Here is a 23,306-nt window from a genome sequence, read left to right as displayed (position 1 = left end):
TGATGAGGCAGTAAGTGTTTTCGAGCGCAGTATCGCGATTGAAGAGCAGAAAGGTAACGGGCGAGGTCTGACAATGGCATTAACCAGTTTCAGTCGATTGCTGCGGGAACAGAACCGGATTGAAGAAGCAATTTCTACTCTTAACCGTATTGCTGCGATCGAGAATGAACTAGGTAATTCTCAGGGTGAGGCAATGACACTTACCACTATTTTAGGACTATTGAGAAATGAGGGGCGTTTTGAAGAAGCGATTGCCATTGGCAACCAAATTCTAACCATTGAAAATGAACGAGGCAATGAACAACAGCAAGCACATACACTAACTCTATTGGGGGGAGTGCTGCAACAGCAAGGGTACTTGAAGGAAGCAATTGATGCCTTTGAGCGTGCGATTAAACTCAACGAAAAAATAGGTGACAAAGAACACCAAGTAATAGGCATGGCTGATTTAGCTGAACTGCTACATCAGCAAGGTTGTATGTTAATCCAAAACCAAGAAAACTGGGATGAAGCCGAGGCAATTCTCCGCCGCAGTCAAGAAATTTTTGAGAATTTAGATAGCGACCGACCGCTGGCAATGGTATTGAACAGCTTAGGTGGATTACTCAGGAAACGGAGGAAATGGGATGAAGCAGAATCTATTATCCGTCGCAGTTACGATTTAGCAGTGAAACTTGAAGATTTACGAGGACAGGCGATCGTTCTCAATAGCTTAGGACAGGTATTGCAACGACAGGGAAGTGAAGAACAACTTCGTCTTGCTTTGGCGGCTTTTAAATACAGCATAAAATTGGGAAATCAAATTGACGATTTACCACATTTGGCAAAGGTTCATACAGCAATGGGTCAAGCCTTAATTGCTCAGAAAAATTTTGAAGCGGCTGTCGTGCAACTAGCAGAAGGATTTAAAATTGATGAAGGTTTGAAAAATATTCGGGGTTTAGAGCTAGTCACCCATAATTTAGTTTATGCCCTCACAAATATTGGCAAGCGAGATGAAGCAATAACTTATTTACAGAAAGCCCTAGAAATTGCCCCAAATAGTCAACGATTACTTAAGGAGTACGAGCAGCTATCTACCCCTAAAAAACAAATATCTACCCCTAAAAAACAAATATCTGCCCCTAAAAAACAAATTGAAAAAAATCTGATTAAACGGGGTTCGGTTAAATTTATCAGCTACAACCATCAGGATGATAGCCACTGGGGATATATTGCACCGGATGATGGTAGTACAGATATTCGCTTTTATGAAAAATATGTTAGTCCTGAGTGTTTTTCTCGACTCAAGACCGGAACGCGGGTTGAAGTCGAAGTTCAGGAAACATCCAACGGGCCACGAGCCAAAAGCGTTAAAATAACGTAACGTGAGTTCGATGGAGTCCGATCGCTTCATTGATGGGTTCTCGCTCGGTAGGCGATCGCTTCATTGACGGGATCTCACTCGGTAGGCGATCGCTTCATTGACGGACTCTCGCTCGGTAGGCGATCGCCTGAAGGGGCGACAACTATAACTCAAAAGTAGACTGGATAAGCATAAATGTCAACCATTATTAATGTCGCAAGAACTAGAAATAGACATCCGTAAATTTGTAGAATACTCCATGAACCCCAACCATCCTGATAACCAGGGCAAGTGGATGGCATTCGCAACATTAGGATATGATGTACAAAGTGTTCAAGGTCGTAACACTGCCGCACAAGACGTAATTGCCCAGTTGCGTCAAGGTTTTGCCACCGCACCTTCTACTCCTGGTAAAACAACTACCTGGGGTGCTAGGTTTGAAGTACGAATCAGAATTAAGGGACTAAACGCTAAGGAAGGAACTCTCGTCACAAACTGGCAAATTGATCGGGGAAGTAATATACCAAAACTAATCACAAACTGGCTAGAAGTAGACCAATAACAGGAAAAAAACAATGAAAGCAAAACTCTACGATAAAATTCAAATATTAACGGATATCCCCGGAGATTTTTCCGATCGCATCATTCTCAAAGATACAGTAGGAACAGTAGTAGAATGCTATGAAAACCCAGAAGGTTACGCCGTCGATCTCGCCATTCCTAACTCCCGCCTAGTAGGAGGCTTTGAATACGAAAATGTTGTCCTAACTCCTCAGCAATTCATTGTAGTAAGTCGTGAACGGGAAACTGTTAAAGTTAGCACTCAGTAAGCTATAGAAAATCAATGTGAAAAAGCGCGTAGGCGTAGCCAGCCGAAGGCATCGCCCTTTCAACATAAACTATTCAAACTAACTCCGACATTCTCAGCCGCCCTTCTATTGGCTCATACTCATCCTCTAAAAGCCAATACTGTGCCTCATCATAACTCTGACTAGAAAACACAACTTTATAACCCTCAGCCGGATCGTAGATTCGACAATTCCCCTCAGCATCACTTAGTAACAAAAGCAGATAAGGCGGCGAAAGATTTGGATCGATCCATACCTCTGTAAATTCCCAGTTATTCTTCACTAGGTCGGCTTCGAGGTGTAACGTGGTATCGGTTTTGATCATCAACTTTTATCTCTCCGTAATAAAGTAAAAGACGGCTACCATCCGGGTCAAATCTATAACCAATTGATTCAATAAAAAACATACCATAGCGATCGTAGCCCCGAATCGTACCCGTAAATTCTCCATCTTCTATTATGGCTTGAGCTACTTGATTCATAGTAGCCTCATTGTTAAAAACATGAGCAGCACGTCCTTTATTAAGCAGTCTTCTCATCTGTGGCGTGTCTGGCAAGTGTTTAGCAATGTGCCTGCTGTCAAGGGTGATTTGGCGCTTAATTCCACTCATCAATTAATTGAATCGGATACAAGTATCATTAAATCACGCGATCGCGCCTCTTTTTCTACTTTCTGCAAAAGCGCGTTGGCGTAGCCAGCCGCAGGCATCGCGCCTCACTTCTATTATTTAGAGAATGAGTTACTGATAAAGATTATGATTAGGATCTAACCAAACAATATAAAATACGTCTTCAACGTGAGTTCGATGGAGTCCGATCGCTTCATTGACGGGCTCTCGCTCGGTAGGCGATCGCTTCATTGACGGGCTCTCGCTCGGTAGGCGATCGCTTCATTGACGGACTCTCGCTCGGTAGGCGATCGCTTCATTGATGGGTTCTCGCTCGGTGAGCGATCGCTTCATTGATGGGTTCTCGCTCGGTAGGCGATCGCTTCATTTGTGCTAGCATCAAATCTCAAATTATGATTTAATCAGTTTCAGCAAGAATAGAAATTTAATCCCAAAGATATTAGAGAGCTAGGTGGGCTTTTATGGAATACAAATCCTCGCACTTAGACAAAAGGCGAAATTTTTTGTGATGTCGATGATTTTTGTCAATTGTTTGAGCCACTATTAGTACAAATGGGCCTGGCAGTTTTACGTTTAATTATGCCCACCTACTTAACAAATATTTGCAATTAAATAAAACTTGACAGAGACTTTAAATTATGGTTATCGAGCTATAAAGACTTTTGAAAATACAACGAGTTTGGTTGCTTCCTAATGTGAGCGATCGCATTGTTTCGATCGGCAGCAGAGCTTGTTCGCATTTCCAAAAGTCTTTACAATTATCCTAAATTAAGAATTGAATCGCAGGTCAGCCTACGATCGCTCAAATAAACATACTGTCCACTCCGCTAGCTGAGTGACCGTATGGAATACTTAGGAGAGCATTAAAGATAAAACTCAGATGCTCAGTAAGCCAAAGTTTCTAGAGTTTCGCGCAAATAGCACTGCACTCGGTAATCGAGGCTGGTATCTAAGTATCGATCGTCAATTGGCTGATGTTCCATTTGCCAGCTTTGAAACCCAGAACTGGAAGCGATCGCCATTTTGAGGCTGTCCCAGATTTGGCTATCTTCAAAAACTTGGCTAGGCGATGAAGCAGAATAAGTTGCCATAGGCACCCCAAAAGTATCTAAATTTGATTTGAGGAATTAGAGGCCGTATCTTCTATTATGGGCTCTGAAGCAGGAGATGACTGTTTGGGCTGAACAGAAATCAGCGGCAAAATTTGATTTACTTGCCAGCCGGGAGTTGTAAAATCCCGATAAATTTTTTCTAAAGGATAGGGTTCTGTGGCAGCAAATGCCGATTCGCTGGTGATTAACACTCTCAAAACGCTAACGGGCACCTGCAAGAACAAATTGCTAAAAAGAAATCCTGCTGCGGCTAGTAGCAACCCAGCTAATCGCCATTCTGGTGGAAAGGGGGCCACAGGTGCGGCAATTGGGGCCACAAGATAGATTTGCCAGAGAATGGTAACCAAAAAAAATGGTGCCAGCACTGCCAGCAGTTGCTCCAGGGGAGTTTTAAACAAACTGAGGATCTTTCGTTGCTCAGTAGTTAGCTGCTCTGGTTTGATAGCGACTATCAGGATGCTGAAGATGTTGAATGGGCGAAACAACTGCATCCACAGAACGGGAGCAATGCCAACAACGGCAATTAAAAATAGCTCCAGCCACACTGGCTCTCTAGGCTCTCCCACAGCCAATCCCACCCAGCAAAGCCCTAGCAAAATGGGAACAGCTGCCAACCCAGCAAAGTGAATCCACAAAAAAGGTTCTGACCAAAAGGAGCGCATAGGAATTTTCAATTTTAGATTTTCGATTTTAGATTGCAAATTGAATTTTCAATCTGCAATCTGAAATCTAAAAATGGCTAATTGGGTGTGAGTGTACGTCGCTTGGTGACCATCTTGAAAGCTTCAATCCTGTCGCCAACAGACCAGTCATTGAATTTGTCGATGCCAATACCGCATTCAAACCCGGCGTTGACTTCTTTGACATCCTCTTTCATCCGTTTGACGGAATCCAGAGTGCCTTCGTAGATAACCCGATCGTTTCGGCGGACTCGCGCTTTGCAGTTGCGGATTACTTTGCCAGATAGGATGTAGCTACCGGCAATAGCTCCCCGACCGACTGGGAAGACGGCACGCACTTCGACTTCACCCAGAGCTTCTTCAACCAGTTCTGGTTCTAACAAGCCTTCCATTGCTCCTTGAATGTCTTCTAGGAGTTTGTAGATGATGTTGTATTCCCGCACATCTACACCAGCTTGGTCGGCTGCTTGACGGGCTCCGCTGGCCAGGGTGGTGTTAAACCCAACAATGACGGCGTTGCTGGCTGCTGCCAGGTCTACGTCTGTTTCGGTAACTTCACCGGGGGCAGATAGGAGCATACGGATTTGCACTTGATTCTGAGGCAGTTGTTGGAGGGCTCCCACAATGGCTTCTATAGAACCTTGGACATCTCCTTTCAAGATCAAGTTGAGTTCTTTGAGTTCTCCTTCTTGCGCTTGAGCAGAAAGTGTGGTAAGGGTGACTCTACCTCGCATCAGGCGGGATTGCCGTTGCTGTTCCGATCGGCCCTGCGCGATCGCCCGCGCTTTCTTGTCATCTTGGAAGACATCGAACTCATCCCCAGCGGCTGGTACTTCGTTTAGACCCAACACTTCCACCGCAAACGATGGAGTTGCTGCTTCCACGCGGTTCCCGCGATCGTCGATCATCGCCCGTACCTTACCGAAAGCGGAGCCAGCCACCAGGATATCGCCCACTCGGAGGGTGCCATTTTGTACCAGCAGAGTAGCAACTGGGCCTCTCGACTTATCGAGATTGGCCTCAATTACCGTTCCTTTAGCGGCGCGATTTGGGTTGGCGGACAGATTTTCGTCAACCTCAGCCACCAGGAGGATCATTTCCAGCAGCGTATCCAGGTTTTCTTTCTGGATAGCGCTCACGGGAACCATGATCGTATCGCCGCCCCATTCTTCAGCCACCAGACCGTACTCTGTCAATTCTTGCTTGACGCGATCGGGCTGTGCTTCCGGTTTGTCGATTTTGTTAATTGCCACCACGATCGGCACTTCTGCTGCTTTGGCGTGGCTGATAGCTTCCACAGTCTGAGGTTGGACGCCATCATCTGCCGCCACCACCAAAATTGCGATGTCTGTGACTCTAGCTCCACGCGCCCGCATCGCCGTAAAGGCTTGGTGACCGGGAGTGTCTAGGAATACAACCTGCTGAGTTTTGCCATTGTGTACCACGTCCACATGGTATGCACCGATGTGCTGGGTAATACCACCTGCTTCGCCTTGAGCCACTTTGGTTTGCCGGATCGAATCTAGCAGGGTGGTTTTGCCGTGGTCTACGTGACCCATAATTGTGACGACAGGCGGACGACGCTGGAGATGTTCCAGGTCTTCCGCATCGATCATTTCGCTGCCTTTGCTGGCTTCGGCTTCCTTCTGAGCCGTTTCCACTTCTACGCCCAGATCGGTTGCCAACATAGTAATTGTCGGCACATCAAGGCTTTGAGTAATATTGACGGCCATGCCTTTAAAGAACAGGCGTTTGACGATATCGGTGTCCGGTACTCCCAAGCTTTCTGCTAACTCTTGAACGGTCAAGCTGCCGGTTAAAATCAGCTTCATGGGACGTTCGGCTACAGCTTCTTCTCGGTTTCGGCGAGTAGTTTTAGCGCTGTTGCGATCGCGGGAAATTGCATTCTTTTTACCCCTTGAAGCCAGTGTTGCCGCTGCTGTGGTTATTGGCCCCGCCGAACGGGGTGCCTTTGGCTTGGGCGGACGAGCTATTGAAAGGCTGACCTGAACCGTGGGTGGCAGAATCTCTAGTTCGCTTTCATCAAGATCTACTTCGTCTTCATCGAAAATAGCTTGCTTGGTGCGCTTGCCACTTCCTTTAACCTTGTTGGCTTTCTGCGGCTGCTCTTCCTCTTCTGATTCTTCCCAGTTTTTAGCTTTTTTGGGTGGACGCGGGGGTTGAGGTCGCTTCAGATCTTGCTCTGCCAAAGTTGGCGACTCTACTGCGCCCTCAGATTCGCCCTCTTCCCTTTGATCTTGATCTTCGATACCGGGCCTGGAGGGGCGAGGAGTACGACTTGGCGGACTCAACTTAACTTGGGGTTTAGGCCGCTGTAATTCTGGTACGGCCAGGGTTACTGCAGGCGAAGCTGAAGGCCGACTTGGCTTCTGACCTAGAGCAACTTCGTTTTTCTCCTCCCTTCTCTGGGCTTTTTTCTCCGCAGGCTGCGTCTGAGTCACCACCGCTTTGGGTTTTTTCTTAACTGGTTGCTCAATCTGAGCTGGTAAGGTCTGAGTTTGGTTAGTCTCAGTTTCGTTCGTCTGACGATTGGTCGGCGTGGTGACTGGACGGGACGGAGGTTCAGTAAGTTTCGGTTGTTCTGGCGCAGGGCGAGAAAGGGGAACTTCCTGCAACTTCTCATCTCTGGGAGAAGTATCTTTATCGGTCGATACTGGTTCCTGATTTTGGTTCTGGCGTACTGGTCGTTGGGGCGCAGTCGGCTTCATAAGTGCAGACGTCGGCTGACTGACTGGCGGTTGGGGGGGGATAGCAACGTTAGCTCCCGATTGTTTCGGTGAGTTAACAGCGGGACGCTCCTGATTTTGGCGAATTCCCAAAATTTGTTGTTTTTTCGGTGCAACGGGTTTAGGACTCGTTGCTGGTGATGGGGAGCTAGCCTTCTGGCTAGCGGTCGCTGACTTACTAGGAGAAGAATGCGTCCCTACATATTTCTCTGCGACTGTGCGAATGCGTTCAGCCGACTCGTCTGTAATAGTGCTGCTGTGGCTTTTTACCGGAATCCGCAGCCGATCGCAAATTGCAAGAATATCCTTATTGTCCAAATTTAGTTCCCGTGATAAATCGTAAATTCTGACTTTGTTCATCCACGCTTTCCCCTTGAATCCTACCAGCGGTCTCTAATGACCTACTGTATTGTCTAAAGATATCTACATCATTGGAATGCTGCCTGCTACATAAAACTGATACAAAGCGGAACATCACAAAAATTATGTCAGAGCGGTTGGTGGCTAGAGTTTTCAGCCCTAAGTCCACACCCACCGCCTGACCCAGAGAACGTCTTGGTTGCAGCTATTGTGAAATATAGTCCTGAGCATACGGGAGAGTGAAACTTTCCTCTCGCGTGAGCCCAAATTTATTCCACGAATGCACTCCGGTTTGAAAGAGCCGGACTTGAGCCCAAATCGCCACTACTGTTCTAATGTTGCACAAAGTTTTAAGCAACTGTGGGCAGTTGTGTTTACAGCTTTGTCCATGAGTACAATAACCAAGCACCTACTACTATTTTGGCACTCACTTGCTTATTCGGGGGTTTGTTGCCATCTTCGATATTGGCATCGGCCTAATGCCACCAGATAATTACCGCCTCAATGAGATTCCAAATCTGATGTGATTTGATTTTGAGGGGTTGTATTAGCTGCGACCTGTGGGCTGGATAGGCGTTTCCACAAGGTTTGGTATATTTCTGGAGACACAGCTGTTTTGAGCGCGTGTCCCAAGCGATTTTTTTTCTGAGCTGCTTGCAGGCAAATCTCAGTTGGACAAAGATAGGCCGATCGCCCTTCGCCCCGATCTAATTGTACCTGCCTGGATGGATAGACTCGGACAACACGCAACAAAGCTTGTTTGGGTGCTACCTGGCGGCAACTAATACAACGCCGGTAATTGGGTTCCACGCTTAATCTTCCCCATCAAACTGACTTTGTTCATCCGACTGGGCGTATAAATCAACTTCATCCAAATTGTATTTGTCTATTGTTTCCTCTTCTTCATACTCTTCCTGTGCTTGCTTGGTTGCCATTGCTTGAGCTATTTTGCTGTCTTCTGCTGCGGCGTCGTACTTCGCTACATCTTTGATGTCAATTTTCCACCCAGTCAGGCGGGCTGCCAGACGAACGTTCTGTCCTTCTTTGCCTATAGCTAAACTCAGTTGATCCTCGCCAACCAAAACGTGGGCTTGGCGTCCTTCCGGGTTCACCAGGCGTACTTCATCTACTCTGGCTGGACTGAGGCCGTTGGCAATGTATGTGGCAGGATCGGGAGACCACCGGATTACGTCGATTTTTTCGCCGCGTAATTCGTTTACGACTACTTGAATGCGCGATCCTCTCGCTCCAATACAAGCACCTACGGGGTCTACATCTCGTTCTAGGGTATCGACGGCGATCTTGGTACGGGGGCCCAGAGAACGAGAGGGTGGATTGGCTTCCCGCGCCACAGCGACAATGCGGACGACTTCATCTTCAATTTCCGGTACTTCGGTGCTAAACAGCTCGACCACCAAACCGGCAGCTGCCCTAGAAACCAGCAGCTGTGGCCCCCGTTGCGGGCCTTCGCGCACTTTTTTGAGATAAACCTTAAACGTGGCATTGGCCCGATAGTTGTCGTTGGGCAGTTGTTCTCGTTTGGGTAATTCTGCTTCTACTTCTGGCTGATTAAAGCCGCTGTTAACGGCCAGGATGACGGATTGCCGCTCAAACCGCAGCACCCGCGCTTGCATGACGGTGCCTTCTAAATCTTGGAATTCCTCCTGAATCATCTTGCGCTGCTGGTCTCGCAATTTTTGAGCCAGCACTTGCTTGGTTTGAATTGCGGCCATGCGACCGAATTCGCCCTGATCTGGCGTTACGTCTAAAACTACGGTGTCTCCCAGCTGGGCTTCTTCGACTACTTCCTGAACTTCTGAGAGGGCAATCTCGCGATCGGTGCTGCTGACTTCTTCGACGATGCTTTTGGTCGCTAGAACGCGAAACCCTTCCTCTTCTATATTCAGCTCGACTTCTAAGTTGTCAAAGTAGTCGTCATCGAAATGCTTATTGATGCTCTGGGTGCGCCGATAGCGCTCGTAGCCTTTCAATAAAGCTTCCCTAAGCGCTGCCTGGACAGCGTGCCGGGGTAAATTGCGATCGCGGCTGATATTCTCGATCAGCTCTTTAAGTCCAGGTAAACTAACCATTGTCACTATGCCAAACCTCCAGTGATTAAAAATTAAAAATTAAAAATTAAAAATGCCAAAACTATTTGAGTTTCGATCTTTAATTTTTAATTTTTCGTTCGTCCAGTTGTACCCGCTCAATTAAGGAGCGGGGAATAGCTAGAGCCCGCCCTTTTTGGTTGAGGTAAACCGCTGTATCATCCCGATTAATCAGTTGTCCCCGCCATTCTTTCTTGCCCTCGTAAGGCTCGGATGTGCTAATTAGCACCGTAAATCCTTTAAAGGAGATGAACTCTCTATCGGTAGTGAGGTGCCGTGAAATTCCGGGGCTGGAAATCTCCAAGATATAAGCTTCGGGGATAATATCTGCGGAGTCCAAGGTTGGTTCTATTGCCCGACTCATGCGTTCGCAATCAGCTAAGCTGGTATCTTGTTGCGGGTTGCGAATGTCCACACGCAGAATGGGTGGGTTTTGGTTGGTTTGAAATACTGCCCCGACAACCTCTAAGCCCATTGCTTGGGCCACTGGTACAGCTAAGTCAATAATTTGTGGGATTAAGGGATGAGTCATCTGATATAGCTAGGGGCTAGTGGCTAGGGGCTAGGGGCTAGGGGAAGAAGGGTTTCAGGAATTGAGAATGTCTTAACCGCCAAGGCGGTTGCTATAACTCCAATAAAAAAAGTGGGGCCAATACCCACTTCCCATCAAAGGATATGAGCTATTCCGATCTCACAAGTTAGGACAGAGTTTCCGTCCTAACAGGAGATTAGAGTCTCTGACGCTCGAAGAGCCAACTTGCCTTTCGCATTTAAATGCGATCGCAATCTTGTCTATCCGCGTCGTTAGACGCTAGTTCCTAGAACACCAATTCAGTAATCCCAAAAACCCGGTTTCTGTAGCCCTCTAAACCGATATTTCTTTAGACTAACTCAAAGAAACCGGGTTTTGACGCACTTTGCGTGAATACTGAATCGGTGTTCTAGCAGCCGGGAGCAAAAAACTTTTGCTCCCATTCACTCCTATCGTTCGCTCTCGCGGCGCGGATGCGCGATCGGGCAAACTTTTCTGTTACCATCCCTTTTATACGAAGTCTGTTCTCCAGATAGTTACAGGTTTTATAGACAAATATCACACTTGCCTTGTGCAACCCTTTTGTAAGGTGTGACCCTTACCAGACCTACTACCGCGCCCTATATTGTCTATTAGCGTTATGCCCCGCCTCTTGTATTATACCTGACCGTCGCTTAACCCCACCCAAATGGAGATTTAGGTGGGGCAAGCGTAGGGCGAACCCTTTCCGGTAGGGCAATCCCTGGTTGGTTCGATACTGTCCCTCTACAAGCAACTACTGTTTACCTAGTTCGTGCTTCATTGCTTTTGAACAATTAACAACGAGTAATATAGATTAAGTTGGTGGGCATAATGGAACGTAAAACTCCAGGCCCTTAGAAACCCGGTTTCTCCAAGAAACCGGGTTTCTTGGACAATACCTTCGCCATTTTTTTGTAGGTTGGGTTGAGTGCAGCGAAACCCAACACATTTGCCCTAGTTTCGTGCCTCAACCCAACCTACAAATTAGGCATTTTAGGTTTTTGGCGAAGGTATTGGCAGGAGTTACCGGGTTTCTGGGAGTTCAGTTTATTTACGCCCACCTACTTACTAAATGTTGGCTACAGATGTAGAGAAGTTTCATGAAACTTCTCTACACCAGAGAGTGTTCATTCAGGTTCAGAGCAAACTTATTTGTAATGGGAAATCTGTCCACCGTGCGGTTGTGCCAGCTGATGTATCTTTCTCGTTTCCTCCATAATTTGTTCTATATCTTCTTGAGATAAACGCTCTACATAATTGATTTTGATTTCTTCGAGCATATCTAAGAGTAAACTTTGAATTTTTTCTATGGTTTGCTGATTTTGCACTTCCGAGGCGATCGCTTCACCGAAGTGTTGGACTAATTGTGCCGAAAGTTTTGACCCAACAGGATCTTCAAGTGCCGAAGTTATGGCTTCATATGCTGCTTGCGATATTTCTGTCACTAGCTTTTCAGTTAACTGGTTGGGTATTTCGGCTAAGAAAGGTATGCTTTGGATATTTTTGTAGGCGGGTAAATTTTTGAGGATGCTTTCAATATTGTGACGCAGGATAGCTGACAAGTCTGGCTGTATTTTTGGTAAAACTCGGTAGACGACCAGTTTGATTATAATGTCGGCGATCGCTTCTACTTCGTTAATATTATTGAGATCGATGTATGTGCGTTTTTCTGATTGAAATAGCCAGCGCGTTACTTCACCTCGTTCGATCGATCCCTGCACCTGCTTGATCACCCGGACTACTACAACTTCAGTTATTTCTTCTGCAAAAGTCGCGACGAAACCTTGGGTAACTTGCGTTTGTATACGTTGAAGATCCACGAATTCAGCTTGGTTGAGGCGAATAGTAACTGGTATGACTCGCAACCATCGCCAGAATGGGATTAGCAGGAAGATATCGTACCAGCGCCACAGCATAGCATCTAGCCAGCTAATCCCAACGTGACGGCGACTGATAAACCAGGTACGTCCTAAAAATTCAAGGCCGAAAAGGATGACAAATGGCATATCGATTATCCAGAAGTAGTCAACAAATTCGCCATTTTCCCCGATGGGGCGATAATAGTTTGTTTCTATTAAAGGGCGGATTTTGGTGTTGAAAAAATTCTGTTCTTTCTGCCATCCATATTTTGATAAATGGTCTTGAGTCCAAAAGGTGTTGAAAGATTGACGAGCCGAATCTAGGCCAATGCGATCGCGCATTCGATTCTTAATTTTCTCCAGCGTACCGCTCTTATTGGCGACCCGAAATGGATCGGTATCGATCGTTTCGCTGCTGAGGCGACGCAGTTGTGCCAGTAAGTTTTCAACTTGCGGCGACTGCAATCCTGTCTGCGCTATTTGCTCTTCAAGTGTATTTACAGTATCTAGATATTTTTGCGTTTCTCGATTGGGTTCTATACCCTTAATTGGGTCATACCATTTAGTAATGGGAGGAAGAGGTATTTTGACAGTAAACTTAAGCAAATGTATATTACCTTGTAGCCAGAAGTTGCGCCAGGGTGTATAGCTTAAATCAAACAAAACTAAACCCAAATTTGCCGATGCGAGGAGTGCCATCAATCTTTCAAACCAAAGATTGCGACGGGTTGTAGATTTTTTTTTGGTTATTTTTGGTAAAGATGACATAGTTAAGTCGTAAGATTATTTTCAGTATAGCCATAGTCACATAGGTTAGGACACTATAGAGCTATTCCCCGCAAGCAAGCGGCTTCCGTTGCACTTTGCTATAAATAAAGGTAAAAGGCAAAAGTAAAAATCTAAAATCTTTCTTTTGCCTTTTAAGTTTTAACTTTTTCCTAACTGCGGGCGATACCTTCTTGACGCGCGGCTTGTTGAACGGCTGCGGCGACGGCTAGAGCAACTCGTTTGTCAAACACGGAGGGAATGATGTATTCCCGATCGAGGTCTGAGGGATTGATCAGGGAAGCGATCGCATAAGCAGCTTCCAAATACATAGTTGTGGTAATTGCCGACGCACGGCAATCTATGGCCCCGCGAAAGACTCCGGGGAAGGCTAAAACGTTATTGATCTGATTGGGATAATCGCTGCGACCTGTTGCTATAACGGCTACATCCGGCCCCAGCAACTCTGGTTGAATTTCTGGAATGGGATTTGCCATTGCGAAAACGATCGGGTCTTTGGCCATCGATCGCACCATTTCGGGTGTCAGAACCCCTGGTGCGCTCAAACCGATGAAAACGTCAGCACCTTGTAAGGCCCCGGCCAGAGAACCTTGCGCTTTTACGGCAAATTCTAGCTTTTGCTCGGTTAGATCGGTACGACTCAGGGAGATAATGCCCTTGGTGTCGCAGATCCAGATAGTTTGGGCACCAGCTTTTCGCAACAAACGCGCCACCGCCACCCCAGCAGCACCAGCACCGTTAATGACGATGCGGACTTCTGAAAGAGATTTCTTCAACAGCTTGAGGGCGTTGATCAAAGCAGCTAGGGTAACGATGGCGGTGCCGTGTTGGTCATCATGAAATACAGGGATATCTAATTCCTTTCGCAGTCTGTCTTCAATTTCAAAACAGCGGGGTGCGGCGATGTCTTCTAAGTTGATGCCGCCGAAGACGGGGGCGATGTTTTTGACCGTGCGGATAATCTCGTCGGTATCTTGAGTTGCCAAACAGATCGGAAAGGCGTCAATACCGGCAAATTCTTTGAATAACATCGCCTTGCCTTCCATGACTGGCAAAGCGCCATAGGGGCCTAAATTGCCCAATCCCAGTACGGCACTGCCATCGGTAATAATGGCGACGGTGTTTTGTTTGATGGTGAGGGTGTATACCTGTGCTGGGTCTTCGGCGATCGCGGTGCAGATCCGGCCTACACCTGGTGTGTAGGCCATCGACAAGTCTGCTTGACTTTTAATTGGTATTTTGCTGTTGACAGTAATTTTGCCGCTGCGATGCAGATTAAAGGTGCGATCGTAGACCTCCATAACGGTGACATCGGGGAGTGTCTTAACCGCTTGGACAATTTTCTCTTCGTGTTCGCTGCTAGAGGCATCGACGGTGAGTTCTCGAATCGAGATCTGGCGCGTTTGCTCAATTAAGTCTATTTGACCGAGATTGCCGCCGACGGATGCGATCGCCTGAGTTACGCTTGCCAACATCCCTGCGCGGTTGGGCAGTTCCAAGCGGAGCGTTACGCTAAAAGAGGAATTAGGGGTCAGGTTTACCATGCTGCTGTTGTTCTGATTTGGGTATTGGGTCAGGCGAAAAGATTGCCACCTAGAAGTTGTCAGTTGTCAATTTTTCTTTACTACTGACCATTGTCAATTCCTTCCAGGGTATATGAACAACAGCTATTTGATTGTGTTAAGTCACACCAAAAGCAGAAACTGGGGATTGGGGATTGGGCAGAAATTTAACCCCACCCCCTGCCCCTCCCCGTCCACGGGGAGGGGAGAAATACAAAGACTCACCGACTCCCCAGGGTGGGGAGTCTTTCTTCTCCCCCCTCTCCGAGATCGGAGAGGGGGGCAGGGGGGTGAGGTTTAATCTTTTAGTTGATGACCCCACCCCCTTGCCCCTCCCCGTCCACGGGGAGGGGAGAAATACAAAGACTCTCCCCTCCCTGGGAAGTCTTTCTTCTCCCCCCTCTCCGATCTCGGAGAGGGGGGCAGGGGGGTGAGGTTTAATCTTTTAGTTGATGGCGTAGGCAGAATTCAACGCCCACAGGAGTAGAACGGCAATACCACCGAGTACCAACACTGCCGAAATGGCGATCGCCTTTGGGCTATCGGCTCCCTCAAATTTCATGATTCCACGGTTTAGGTCTGTCATTGCGATCTAAAATTCTCTCTGTACTTAGCGCTGTAACGATTTGGAAAACAATGTTTCCAGGTCTAGGTTAGCCTTCAAAGGTACGCTCGTCCATCACTCGGAAGGCAAAGAGAAAAAAAGTTTTGTTAAGTAAAATTCATATCTAGACTGTTAAAGACAGCCGTAGGGTGGGTTACAGCTTGAGCTGTAACCCACCATCGCCGGACGGTTTTCGGTGCGTTACACTGCGTTAACGCACCCTACAGAAGCTTGGTGCAAGCTCTCAGTTAAAGACAGTTTAGATAAGGAAAATAGCCATGAAAATCGGGCTAGCGATCTTGGCAATTATTGTGGGGTTGTTGCTGCTGTTGGAATTAGGGCTGCGTTTGGTGTTTGGTTTCGGCAATCCCCTCATTTATATTGCTGATGAACAGATTGGTTATTTGCTGGCACCTAACCAGCGAACTCGGCGCTTTGGGAATCGGATCGAAATTAATCAGTATTCTATGCGTAGTCATGCTGTGAGCAAGGAAAGATCGCATTCTACGTTGCGGGTTTTGCTGTTAGGCGATTCGATCGCCAATGGAGGCTGGTGGACCGATCGGGCCAACATTATTTCAGCCACGATCGCTGGTCAGCTGGAATCAGCTGCTAGCGATATTGGATTTAAGGAAGTTGAAGTTCTCAATGCCTCGGCAAATTCCTGGGGGCCAAGGAATGAGTTAGCTTACGTAGAGCGGTTTGGTACTTTCGACGCGCAAGTTCTGGTGTTGCTGATCAATACCGATGACTTGTTTGCTACAGCACCTACGTCGCTGCCGGTGGGACGCGATCGCAATTACCCCAATCGCAAACCTCCCCTAGCTTTGGCGGAAGTTTTCAACCGCTACCTATTACCAGCACCCAAGTTGGCGGCGGTGAATGGGGAAGAGAGCGATCGCGTCGATCGCAATTTGGCGGCGATCGAGCAAATTGGGCTGCTAGCTCATCAGAGCAATTGCCATTTCTTACTAGCTATGACGCCGTTATTGCGGGAAATTGGCAATTCTGGGCCGCGTGATTACGAACTTAAGGAACGCCAAAGACTTACTGACTTTACCCAAAGCCAGCAAATTCTATATTTGGATTTTCTGCCGATATTCAACAGGGCCCAGCAGCCAGAAACCTTATACAGAGACCATATTCACCTCAGTCCTCAAGGCAATCATTTGGTTAGTGAAGCTATTAGCCGAGAGATTTTAGATTTTAGATTGCAGATTTCAAATTTATTTGGAATTGACAATTTTAAATCTGAAATCTGAAATTTCCCATCGTATTACACCTTTAACGTCGGCTGATTCATACGCTCCAACTCTCGCTGGTTCCATACTTGACCGTCGAGCGCCATCTGCTCGATCGAACTTGCCAACCGAAGGGCTTTGAGAGCTTGTTCCCCGCCCACAGAAGGTTGATTGCCACCCCGCACGCAATTGACAAAATGCTCCAATTCTGCATGAAGCGGTTCAATGTTGCTGGTGTAGACCTTTTCAATCAGACCATCCTGCCGATAAAGTACCTGACCGTAGTCGGTCTTGTAGTTGGCAGTCGTTTGTCGGTGAATCAGAATCTCATTGTTAAGAAAGTCTGCTTCTGTCAGCGAGTTCTTACAATGGGCTGAAATACGCCGGATTTTACGATGGGTGACTTTGCTAGCTGTAAGAGTGGCTACGATGCCATTGGCAAAGCCCAGGGTAGCGGTCACGTAATCTAAATAGCCAGAATCAGAGGCGCGGCTGCCGCTGGCTGTTAGCTTGACCACTGGGGCTGCTGCCAATTCTAGTAGCAGGTCGATGTCGTGGATCATTAAATCCAAAACAACAGACACATCATTGGCCCGATTGGAGTAGGGACTCATGCGGTGCGCTTCCAAAGCCAGCAATTCTTCAGTTTTCAGCACTTTGGTGAATTCCTGAAAAGCTGGGTTGAACCGTTCGATGTGGCCTACTTGCAGAATTTGTCCCGACTCAGCTGCTGCATTGACCAGGGATTCGGCCTCGGCAATACTGGCGGCGATCGGTTTTTCAACTAAAACGTGAACACCGCGTTGGAGACAGGTCATCCCGACTCCGTGATGCAGTTTCGTGGGTACGGCAATGCAGACCGCCTCCACATGGGGAAGGAGGTCGCGATAATCTTCAAAAAAGCGAACTCGATACTTACTGGCAGTATCCAAACCCCGCTCGACGTTAATGTCGGCGACACCTACGAGTTCTACATCTTTGAGTAAACTGAGAACACGGGTGTGATGCTGTCCCATGTTGCCCACCCCGATCACCCCAATCCGCAACGGTTCTGGTTGATTTCGTTGCAGGTAAGCGTTCGCAAATCTCACTGAGATTCTATCTGGCACTCTGTTATGCTCCTCCACCACATTGGGTCTTATCCGACAAGTAGCCGTCAAAAACCATCCAGATGGTAGCATAGTGTCTTCGTTGATTAAGAATTTCTAAGCTGACTTTATGTTCCTACACACTGTAAGTCGATCGAAAGGGCTTTTTGTAGTAAAGGCAACTTATGCGTAGGCAGTATCAGTATGTTTACAGGTAAGCAGCGGGGGGAAAGGTCGTGAAAGCGGTGATTTTACTGTCTGGGGGATTGGACTCGTCAACGGTTCTGTATCAAGCAAAAGCTGATGGGTTTGAGTGCTACGCTCTTTCGTTTGATTACCAGCAGCGCCATCGGCGGGAGTTGGAGGCTGCAAGTGCGATCGCCCGCTCTGCTGGTGTCGCAGAACACCAAGTGGTAAATTTTGACTTGCGTCTTTGGGGTGGTTCGGCGCTTACGGATACGAAAATTGACTTGCCGAGCGATCGATCCCCGGCAGACATGGCCCAAAATATCCCAGTTACTTATGTGCCAGCCCGCAATACCATATTTTTGAGTTTTGCGCTAGCGTATGCGGAAGCAATAAATGCTGAACGAGTTTACATCGGCGTCAATGCTTTGGATTATTCCGGTTATCCAGATTGTCGTCCCGATTATATTCAAGCTATGCAGGAAGTGTTTCAATTGGGAACGAAACAGGGAAGAGAGGGGGAAGCGATCGCTATTTTGACGCCTTTAATTGATTTGAAGAAAACCGAAATTATTCAGTTGGGAAATAGCTTAGGCGTACCTTGGTCAAAAACTTGCTCTTGCTATGCTGGTGAAGCATTAGCTTGTGGAGTTTGCGATTCTTGTCGGTTACGTCTGGCAGCTTTTGAAGAGTTGGGGTTAAAAGATCCCCTACTTTATTCAGGACTTACGCAATCGCCCCCCTAGCCCCCCAAATCTGGGGGGAGCAGGAATTTTCTCCCCCCAGATTTGGGGGGTCGGGGGGGCTAGGGGCAAAAGGCTAGGGGGAAAAACCTTGGTTAGTGCGTAAGTCCTGTTCAAAACTGAAATAATCGTAAAGTGTAGCCTTCGATTGTCTAACCAAGAAACAGAAAATAGGGTTTATAAATATGGAAACAATGTACATATCTGACCTCTATGAAATAGATTTCTATGCCTGGACTCAAGAGCAAGTTAGTCTGCTCAAAACTCAGCATTGGGATAAACTAGACACCGTTAATCTAATTGAGGAAATTGAGACTTTGGGCAGGAAAGAGCGGCAAGAACTGAGAAATAGACTGGGAGTTTTGTTAGGACACTTACTGAAATGGCAATTTCAATCTGAAAAACGCAGCAATAATTGGTTGGGTACAATTCGAGAGCAACGTATTCAAATCAAACTGCTTTTGCAAGATAGTCCTAGTTTGAAACCCTATCTTGATGATGTTTTTATTGCTGCTTATGAATTAGGTTTATCTTTGGCAATTCGAGAGACTCAGTTAGGGGAACAGGTGTTTCCAGAAGTATGTCCTTACACTCCAGATCAATCCATGAATCCTGAATTTTTACCAGAGTCGAATTAGGTTGATAATCGAGGGGAGCGATCGCACGTTGGCGTAGCGTGCTGGAGGCATATCGCTTCCCAGCTAAGATGGCCTAAAATACCACCATCGCCAACCTTCAGATCGCAAAGCCATATCGCCAAACTAGCATCGAGATAGAAACTGAATGACCGATAATGTAATTCAGGGAGAAGGTTTCACCGTCAAAGAAAGCAAATTTGACTTCTTTTTTGGTCGCGTCACTTCCGACCCAAACAATACACAGAGGTCATTCCAAAATTTAAGAGAGTTGAGAAGACTAGGTATTGATGAGACTGCTAGTGGTAGAGAAAGACTACTACAAATCTTTAAAGAAGGATTAGATGCTCCAGAAATCGCAGAAGATAGGAGAGTCACTGAATATGGAACCAGCATTACCCGAAAAGTCGAGATAATCAGTCCAGAAGTGACAGGATCAATTTTAATTAGATATTTTTATCCTAATAGTGACCTGTCACTCATTCCACAAGTTACATCTCTTGTACCCAAAATTTATCAATAGTAATTGCTATGAAATTTCTAACTGTTGACGAATCAAAATTTAATCAAATAGATGCTTCTCGAAGATTGATTACTCACGAACACCCTCGCAAATTTGCTATTATTGACCTCTATGACAAATTGGGACACTACGGAATTAGTTGGAACAGCGACCTGATTGAACCGATGTTGAAACTATCAGCAGATGGACAGACGATTTGGGTGGGAGTTGAGCAAAAGCTGGCAGCTATTTGTAGGCTGAGTGGTCAAATTTTACTAGCTTTACCACTGACTTCATACTTAGTACAAATACTGGCTTTAGACGGTGTAACTGCTGTAATTACTGAAGAAGAATTTTTACTTTTCAACGGCAGGGGATCTATCCGCTATAATAAGGCTCTACCAGATATAGCAATAGGAATGTCAGTGATTGAAGATTATCTGGAGATCGAATTACAAGAAGGGGAAAACTTGACTATAGAGCCTCAAACTGGTAATGTTAAGCAGACTTCTTCTGTGGGAATAGGGTAATTTCAAAAAATTGGTGACATGAGCGATCGATCCTAAAGGTCGGAGTCTGAGTTTTGGGTGCGTGTATCATTTTCTGGTGCGATCGCTTCTTCCCCTGATAATCCCAACCTGTTGGGATTTTGAACAACATCTGATGAGGGTTCCAGGCGTCGGATGCGAATTTGATGCAAGCGCGGCCCTTCCGTAGAAACAACGGTAAATTCGATATTTTTATACTGTAAAGTTTCGCCTGGGTTAGGAATTTTTTGTAATTGGTATAGTAGAAAACCACCTAAAGTTTGGTATTCGTAGGTGAGAGGCAAATCCAGATCTAACAGATCGTTGAGTTCTTCTAAATTTATCTGGGCTTGTACCAGAAAAGTTTGTTCGTCCAAACTTTGGACAATTACCTCTTCGGTGTTATCTGATTCGCCAGTGTCGCCAATGATTTCTGCAACCAGATCGTTAAGAGTAAGAAGTCCTGCCGTACCGCCAAACTCATCGACTACCATAACCATTGCATGGTGCGATCGCTGCATTACGGGTAACAGTTCGCTCAAAGGGGTATATTCCGGTACAAATCTAACCGGGCGAATCCAGGGTAGAATTGGTGTGTCTAGGGATAAATTACCTTGGGCTAAAGGTTCCGCCAGTTCTATGAAGTCAATAATGCCGCGAATGTCGTCTAAAGATTCTCCCATCACGGGGTAGCGAGAGTGGCCTGCGGAGGCAATTTCATTGAGCAGCATCTGGAATGTGGCGGTACTGGGAATGGCGGTAATGCTGGTGCGGGGTACCATTACTTCTCCCGCCAAAACATCGCCAAACTCAAAGACGTTTCTCAGCAGTTCTCGTTCTTCTGCTTGCAGTCCCGTCGATTCGGTAGAGGTGGTGATAATCCGTTGCAATTCTTCGGGGGTAACTGGTGGTTTCCAACCTTGACCTGTGTAGCGGATGCCAACGAGTCGCAACAGCAAACGGGTGGATTGATTTAAGATCCAGATAAAGGGTTTGAAGAAACGAGCGATCGCTAAACTGAGCGGGCCTAAAAATCTTGCTATCTGCTCGGAGAAAAGTATCGCTAACGTTTTCGGGCAAAGCTCTCCTAAAACAATCTGCAAATAAGCAATCAGCGAAAAAGCTACTGGTATGGCTAGGCTATGAGCAATTATCTGACTCATACTTCCGGGTAGGGGCAGCCTCGAAATCCAGTTCGCCACCAAGACTGCCATTGTATTTTCACCAATCCAGCCCAAAGCCAGACTAGAGAGAGTTATACCCAGCTGGGTTGTGGAGAGAAGCCGATCGATATTATGTTGCAGGTATTGTACTGTCTTAGCTTGGGCATCACCAGAGTCTACCAGATGGTTGATGCGCGATCGGCGCACTGAAACGATCGAAAACTCAGCGGTGACAAAAAAAGCATTGATCGCAATTAGTATTAGCACCGACAACAAGCGCAGCACCATGTCTGGCCATGTTAGGGAAGTTGGGACTTGACTAACTAATCCCGGATTCGCGGCCAAGACAACCACAGTGGTGGCAAGCATTTGCAAAAAAGGCAAGTATGCCAAAGGCGGTCAATCCTAGAATCAAAAATCCAAAATCGATTGACTTTTGAATGAGTGACTTTTGTTTTCTTATCTTACTGGAATACCAGAGGTTTGGAGCCGCAATTGTTGATCCGGGTAATCGGTGAGCGTTAGTGACACTCTTGAGGCACCTTCTAGCACAGTGGTGGGAATACTCACCGTACCCGAAAATGCCTCACCATTGGGCGGCAATTCTCCCGGTAAGCCTTCCGCACTCGCACTTAAGGGGCGGCCCCGTTCATCGGTAACATCCAAGAAGCTATAAAGAAACTTTACTGGCTGGGAGCTTTCATTCTTCAAGCTCACATCCAGCAGCAAAGAGCCTTGCTGCTGACGAACCGAACGGATTTCTAGGGTTACACCCTTATCTTTACTAACAATGGGAAATCCAGCTGGAGCAGCATCGGACTGGGTAGGGTCATCCGCCGAGAGCAGTTTAGTGCGCTTGTCGGTGTTGTTCTTTTTTTCTGGCTGACGCTGTTTAGACTTTTGCATCATCACTTTCACAGTTTTGATGATATCTGCCTCTTTGAGCATTACCACCGCTTGCGCTCCCGGCGGCGTGTCCTTAAGGTTCTTCGTTTTGGTGACTGGACGAGCATCCGGTTGACTTACGCCTTTAAGGGCTTCATGCCCCAAAGCAAATCCCCACATTCCGCTGACAAAGCCAGCTCCAAGCATTAGAACGAGCAAAACTAAAGTTAGGGCTACAGTTGAGTTCAATTTCATGGTTGATAGGGTTCTGGGCTTCTTTCCTTAATTTCGATCCAGCTAACGATTAATATCTTAGTTAAGATGAAGGCTTGTCGAACTAAGCTGACTGATTATACAATAAGAGGACAGTTCGCTCAGGACTGAACGATCTGCGATCGCCATCCCGTCAAGGAGTGGCTAAGCACAATCAGCGCCTTTGGCCGATTGGGGAGGCAGCGAGCTCATAATTCGCCTTCAGACTGGTTCGATTCCAGTAGGGCGCACTTTATCTAATCCGCCTTTTATCCCCCGTCAATAAGATATTGCGAGGGATAAAAGTGGGTTTAAAATGGCTTATTCAGCAAGCCCTAAGTACGGAAAAGCCGACATAATAAGCTTTATTGTTCTCAACAATGTGTATTTACACTAACTTGACACTAACGTGGCGGCTGTTCCTCGTATATAAATTCACTCCCTCTGACTGGCGCACTGACATTGACAGTGCCGATCTGAAACAATGAAGTATTATAGGGGTTGGGCAAATCTGGGGTGCGAATCAGTGGATCGTTGGAAACCTGCTGTCTCATGACATCTACGTATAATTTGTAAAGTGCTTTACTATCGCGAGTAATTTCGTTTTCAGGAAAAGGGCCGAATAGTAAGTTAAATTGCCGCCCAATAGAACGATTTACAAAAGCTTCTCTGTCATTACTGAAGAAAGTTCGTTGAAATTGTTCATCAATGCCGATACTTCTGGGACTTAGGGGTATTGTGTCTGGGTTGAAAGTTTCTGCTTCGGCCTTGGGGACAAAGCTAAACAAGCTACAAGAGGCACTCAGAATTAATGTACCTACAAGACCGCTAAACCGCACGCTCATGACATTTACCCTCACTTTTCCCAAATCTTAACTCATCTTTGAGTCT

Annotated in this window: 23 protein-coding genes and 1 tRNA gene; 9 read left to right on the top strand and 15 right to left on the bottom strand. The window is 46.6% G+C overall.

All coding sequences use genetic code 11. The annotated features are described in order from the left end of the window. From LAY41_RS12755 to LAY41_RS12745, 3 genes are all read left to right on the top strand, one after another. On the top strand, nt 1-1,366 hold a 1,366-nt coding region (locus LAY41_RS12755; protein WP_249098032.1), incomplete at its 5' end, for a tetratricopeptide repeat protein. 190 nt (nt 1,367-1,556) lie between these two features. Then, entirely contained in the window at nt 1,557-1,907 is a 351-nt protein-coding gene (locus tag LAY41_RS12750; protein WP_249071206.1) for a DUF6883 domain-containing protein, read from the top strand. A 13-nt stretch (nt 1,908-1,920) separates the two neighbouring features. After that, a complete protein-coding gene (locus tag LAY41_RS12745; protein ID WP_249071207.1) occupies nt 1,921-2,175 on the top strand; it encodes a DUF4926 domain-containing protein in 255 nt (84 codons plus the stop codon). 73 nt (nt 2,176-2,248) lie between these two features. On the opposite strand, the gene LAY41_RS12740 is transcribed toward LAY41_RS12745, so the two are convergent. The 11 genes from LAY41_RS12740 to LAY41_RS12690 all read right to left on the bottom strand — a co-directional run bounded on the left by LAY41_RS12740 (nt 2,249) and on the right by LAY41_RS12690 (nt 15,175). Continuing rightward, nucleotides 2,249-2,476 carry a hypothetical protein gene (locus LAY41_RS12740; RefSeq protein ID WP_476726982.1) on the bottom strand — a complete coding sequence of 76 codons (228 nt, stop codon included), beginning with the start codon at nt 2,474-2,476 and terminating at the stop codon, nt 2,249-2,251. Then, nucleotides 2,466-2,804: a DUF6972 family protein gene (locus tag LAY41_RS12735; protein WP_249098029.1), complete on the bottom strand. Its 339-nt coding sequence runs from the start codon at nt 2,802-2,804 to the stop codon at nt 2,466-2,468. The genes LAY41_RS12740 and LAY41_RS12735 overlap by 11 nt, the downstream gene beginning before the upstream one ends. A gap of 902 nt (nt 2,805-3,706) precedes the next feature. After that, nucleotides 3,707-3,913: a hypothetical protein gene (locus tag LAY41_RS12730; protein ID WP_249098027.1), complete on the bottom strand. Its 207-nt coding sequence runs from the start codon at nt 3,911-3,913 to the stop codon at nt 3,707-3,709. Between the two features lie 17 nt (nt 3,914-3,930). Further along, nucleotides 3,931-4,608 carry a low-complexity tail membrane protein gene (locus tag LAY41_RS12725; protein WP_338022983.1) on the bottom strand — a complete coding sequence of 226 codons (678 nt, stop codon included), beginning with the start codon at nt 4,606-4,608 and terminating at the stop codon, nt 3,931-3,933. A gap of 65 nt (nt 4,609-4,673) precedes the next feature. Beyond that, nucleotides 4,674-7,721 carry a translation initiation factor IF-2 gene (gene infB, locus LAY41_RS12720; RefSeq protein ID WP_249098024.1) on the bottom strand — a complete coding sequence of 1,016 codons (3,048 nt, stop codon included), beginning with the start codon at nt 7,719-7,721 and terminating at the stop codon, nt 4,674-4,676. Nucleotides 7,722-8,222: 501 nt separating this feature from the next. Beyond that, nucleotides 8,223-8,531, bottom strand: a complete 309-nt coding sequence (locus tag LAY41_RS12715; RefSeq protein WP_249098022.1) for a YlxR family protein — start codon at nt 8,529-8,531, stop codon at nt 8,223-8,225. 2 nt (nt 8,532-8,533) lie between these two features. Further along, nucleotides 8,534-9,817: a transcription termination factor NusA gene (gene nusA, locus LAY41_RS12710; RefSeq protein WP_249098020.1), complete on the bottom strand. Its 1,284-nt coding sequence runs from the start codon at nt 9,815-9,817 to the stop codon at nt 8,534-8,536. 73 nt (nt 9,818-9,890) lie between these two features. After that, entirely contained in the window at nt 9,891-10,361 is a 471-nt protein-coding gene (gene rimP, locus LAY41_RS12705) for a ribosome maturation factor RimP (protein ID WP_249098018.1), read from the bottom strand. Nucleotides 10,362-11,530: 1,169 nt separating this feature from the next. Next, the gene (locus LAY41_RS12700; RefSeq protein WP_249098016.1) at nt 11,531-13,009 is read right to left on the bottom strand and encodes a hypothetical protein; all 1,479 of its coding nucleotides are present in this window, start codon (nt 13,007-13,009) and stop codon (nt 11,531-11,533) included. Between the two features lie 170 nt (nt 13,010-13,179). Continuing rightward, nucleotides 13,180-14,571 (bottom strand): malic enzyme-like NAD(P)-binding protein, encoded by a 1,392-nt coding sequence (locus LAY41_RS12695; protein ID WP_249098013.1) that lies wholly within the window; start codon nt 14,569-14,571, stop codon nt 13,180-13,182. A gap of 463 nt (nt 14,572-15,034) precedes the next feature. Beyond that, on the bottom strand, nt 15,035-15,175 hold the full coding sequence (locus LAY41_RS12690) for a hypothetical protein (RefSeq protein WP_249098010.1): 141 nt from the start codon (nt 15,173-15,175) through the stop codon (nt 15,035-15,037). 296 nt (nt 15,176-15,471) lie between these two features. On the opposite strand from LAY41_RS12690, the gene LAY41_RS12685 reads away from it, so the two are divergent. Continuing rightward, on the top strand, nt 15,472-16,455 hold the full coding sequence (locus LAY41_RS12685) for an SGNH/GDSL hydrolase family protein (protein WP_249098008.1): 984 nt from the start codon (nt 15,472-15,474) through the stop codon (nt 16,453-16,455). Between the two features lie 14 nt (nt 16,456-16,469). Here the strand turns inward: LAY41_RS12685 and LAY41_RS12680 are convergent, their stop codons facing one another. Continuing rightward, nucleotides 16,470-17,450 carry a Gfo/Idh/MocA family oxidoreductase gene (locus tag LAY41_RS12680; RefSeq protein ID WP_476726983.1) on the bottom strand — a complete coding sequence of 327 codons (981 nt, stop codon included), beginning with the start codon at nt 17,448-17,450 and terminating at the stop codon, nt 16,470-16,472. Nucleotides 17,451-17,758: 308 nt separating this feature from the next. On the opposite strand from LAY41_RS12680, the gene queC reads away from it, so the two are divergent. The 4 genes from queC (at nt 17,759) to LAY41_RS12660 (ending at nt 20,118) form a co-directional block, all read left to right on the top strand. Then, the gene (gene queC / locus LAY41_RS12675; protein WP_249098005.1) at nt 17,759-18,454 is read left to right on the top strand and encodes a 7-cyano-7-deazaguanine synthase QueC; all 696 of its coding nucleotides are present in this window, start codon (nt 17,759-17,761) and stop codon (nt 18,452-18,454) included. Between the two features lie 182 nt (nt 18,455-18,636). After that, nucleotides 18,637-19,089, top strand: coding sequence for a DUF29 domain-containing protein (locus LAY41_RS12670; RefSeq protein WP_249098004.1), 453 nt, complete (start codon nt 18,637-18,639; stop codon nt 19,087-19,089). Nucleotides 19,090-19,234: 145 nt separating this feature from the next. Beyond that, nucleotides 19,235-19,609: a hypothetical protein gene (locus LAY41_RS12665; protein WP_249098002.1), complete on the top strand. Its 375-nt coding sequence runs from the start codon at nt 19,235-19,237 to the stop codon at nt 19,607-19,609. A gap of 8 nt (nt 19,610-19,617) precedes the next feature. Beyond that, nucleotides 19,618-20,118: a hypothetical protein gene (locus LAY41_RS12660; RefSeq protein WP_249098000.1), complete on the top strand. Its 501-nt coding sequence runs from the start codon at nt 19,618-19,620 to the stop codon at nt 20,116-20,118. Nucleotides 20,119-20,150: 32 nt separating this feature from the next. On the opposite strand, the gene LAY41_RS12655 is transcribed toward LAY41_RS12660, so the two are convergent. Both LAY41_RS12655 and LAY41_RS12650 read right to left on the bottom strand, forming a co-directional pair. Continuing rightward, nucleotides 20,151-21,566 carry a hemolysin family protein gene (locus LAY41_RS12655; protein ID WP_249098316.1) on the bottom strand — a complete coding sequence of 472 codons (1,416 nt, stop codon included), beginning with the start codon at nt 21,564-21,566 and terminating at the stop codon, nt 20,151-20,153. Nucleotides 21,567-21,737: 171 nt separating this feature from the next. Next, nucleotides 21,738-22,418, bottom strand: coding sequence for a hypothetical protein (locus LAY41_RS12650; RefSeq protein ID WP_249097999.1), 681 nt, complete (start codon nt 22,416-22,418; stop codon nt 21,738-21,740). 175 nt (nt 22,419-22,593) lie between these two features. Here LAY41_RS12650 and LAY41_RS12645 point away from each other — a divergent pair. Continuing rightward, nucleotides 22,594-22,666 (top strand) — tRNA-Ile (locus tag LAY41_RS12645). A 153-nt stretch (nt 22,667-22,819) separates the two neighbouring features. On the opposite strand, the gene LAY41_RS12640 is transcribed toward LAY41_RS12645, so the two are convergent. Then, on the bottom strand, nt 22,820-23,260 hold the full coding sequence (locus tag LAY41_RS12640) for a hypothetical protein (protein WP_249097997.1): 441 nt from the start codon (nt 23,258-23,260) through the stop codon (nt 22,820-22,822). Nucleotides 23,261-23,306 lie beyond the last annotated feature (46 nt).

The sequence above is a fragment of the Argonema galeatum A003/A1 genome (assembly GCF_023333595.1).
Classification (GTDB): domain Bacteria; phylum Cyanobacteriota; class Cyanobacteriia; order Cyanobacteriales; family Aerosakkonemataceae; genus Argonema; species Argonema galeatum.
The sequence above is the reverse complement of the archived record's forward strand: the minus strand, read 5'-3'. Positions and strand labels throughout refer to the sequence as shown.